Here is a 2233-nt window from a genome sequence, read left to right on the forward strand (position 1 = left end):
GTGAAAGAAGCGGCCGCGGGACGCCAAGTCATCATCTTCACGCATAATCTTCTGTTCTTCAATGAGGTGGTTGACGCGGCCGCGCAGGCCACTCCAGCGGTCCCTTTGGTCCGAAACTACATCAATAAATCGGAATCTGCTGGCTTTGGTTTGATCAGCGAAAGCGATGAACCATGGATTGCTCAGTCGGTGACGAAACGCATTGAGACGCTCAAGGTGCGGCTGAAGGGCTTTGATGGCGTTGCGGATTTCACGACAGACACATGGCGGCGGCTTGCAAAAGACTTCTACACCGATCTCAGGGAAACTTGGGAGCGATTCGTTGAGGAGGTCCTGTTAGGAAAGGTCGTTGAACGACTCAACAGCGAGGTCAAAACACAGAGCTTGCGCATGGTCGTTGTCGAAGATGACGATCATAAGCAAGTCTACTGGGCGATGAAGCGCGTCTCGGAACGCTCAGGACATGACATGGCGGCCGGCAAGGCGATCCTCGTTCCGACACCAGCCGAGATGAAAAGTGATCTCGATGCAATTGACCAATACCGTGTTGACGCCAACAAGCGGAAAAAGGATGCTGAAAAACGCCGTGCTGAGTTAGAGAAACCTCCCAAGGCGACTTTATTGTAGGTCGAATTGTCCTCTCGATGCGTTAACAGATGCCAATCGGAGATCGGAAGGATGCTTCCAGGTCCGACCTAACAACATCCAATCTATTCCCGCGGTGATGAAGCGAAGATTGACGCGGCAGAATCGACTTACCTTGAGACGTAGCCCGGCCCACGCTGCCGCAGACTCGCTTGCTCCCGCAGCTGGGACAGAGACTCGTCCCACTCGTGGCGCGCACGGTGATCACGGTCGTCGCGCCATCACAAAAGGCGCTTTCCACGTCAAATCCGCGAGGGACCACGGCCGACGGACGTAGGGCTCGCTGCATCATATTGATTCCTTTGTGAAACCAACGCGAGCCGACGCTTGAACTTCATCAAAAGTGATGGTGTGGGACGGCCCTTCGAACCGGCATCAAAAGTGCCTAACGTGGTCACATAGGAGAGGCGCCACAAAGGAAGGACCGTTCCATGAGAAAATTATCACAGTGGATTTGGATTTGGCCAAGTCGATCTTTCAAGTTCACGGCACCCCCGAAAACGGGAGAGTCGGTTCGTCGCACATTGCGGAGATCGCAGGTTCTACCCTTCTTTCGGAGCCTCCCAGATAGCTTGGTAGGTATGGAGGACTGTGCGAGTGGCCATCACTGGCGCGCGAGATAGCGGCGCTGGGCCACTCTGTCCGCATGATGCCGCCAGCTTACGTGAAGCCTTACGTCAAACGTAGCCTTCGCGACGGATAGCCTCCATCGCGTTCCGCCTGAATTCAGGGCCGCCGACATATTTGATCCTCTCATGTGCGTTAGGTCTGTCAGTCTTGTTTATGCAACGAAGGCGCACTCGTTTTGCCATGGTGATGCCTCTCGCCTCTGCAAAGCCATTGGACCAGCTTAGAGACTGGTCGACGACGTGGGGCCGACCGATTCTGGTAGTTGTCCTAGGCCGTTTCCTGATGGATGTATCCCAGCGTCAGCTTCTTCCGCCGCTGAGGCTGAGAGCGTCGAAGTTAGCGGCGCGTGGTAGGGACAGCGCTTCTCTCTGATTTTGGCGCCGGGTCACTGGCCGCTAACTTCAACCTTGGGCGATCCAATTGGGCGGTGCTCGCCAGAGGTTATGCCAATGACCGGTGTTCAATACTTCGTCACGCGCTACCAGGGCCAATGGGCGGTCTCGCTCAAGGACGTGTACTCCGCCCCATATGCCACTGAGCAAGAGGCCATCAGTGTCGCGGTAGAAATTGCCCACAAACATGGGCAGGCAGGAAACGACGCGCAGGTTCTAGTCCAAGGCTACGACAAAAGATTCAGAAGCGAGTGGGTATATGGGCGCGACCCGTACCCACCAGGTTAACCGCGCGGGCCAACGGATGCACACGTGTGAGCGGCACATTACCTCACTGCGGTCGCAGGCGCTTGCGGTGCTTGCAGCCAATCAGGCCCGGGCGGCCGATCAGTCTTTGAGCCTGGCAGATCGACAAGTCGCGACGTTTAATGCTGAGGAGGCCCAGGCGGTACTAGACATCCTCCATTGCGTGAAGCTCGACCCCGGGCCTGAGGAGGCACGGAAGATCGCAGCGCGCATACGCGCGCTTCTAGAGTACCCACGGAGGAGCCAACCGATTCGAGTGG

1 protein-coding gene and 2 pseudogenes are annotated in these 2233 nt (G+C 56.5%); all 3 read left to right on the plus strand.

Annotation, left to right across the window (positions count from 1 at the left end):
• Positions 1 to 627, plus strand: a pseudogene (locus AC0L3A_RS40500) (AAA family ATPase); the annotation flags it as partial.
• Between the two features lie 457 nt (positions 628 to 1084).
• Positions 1085 to 1342 (plus strand): annotated as a pseudogene (locus AC0L3A_RS40505) (IS110 family transposase); the annotation flags it as partial.
• A 382-nt stretch (positions 1343 to 1724) separates the two neighbouring features.
• A complete protein-coding gene (locus AC0L3A_RS40510) occupies positions 1725 to 1955 on the plus strand; it encodes a DUF2188 domain-containing protein (RefSeq protein ID WP_473256557.1) in 231 nt (76 codons plus the stop codon).
• Positions 1956 to 2233 lie beyond the last annotated feature (278 nt).

The organism is Bradyrhizobium sp. MI1.3, from assembly GCF_055811695.1.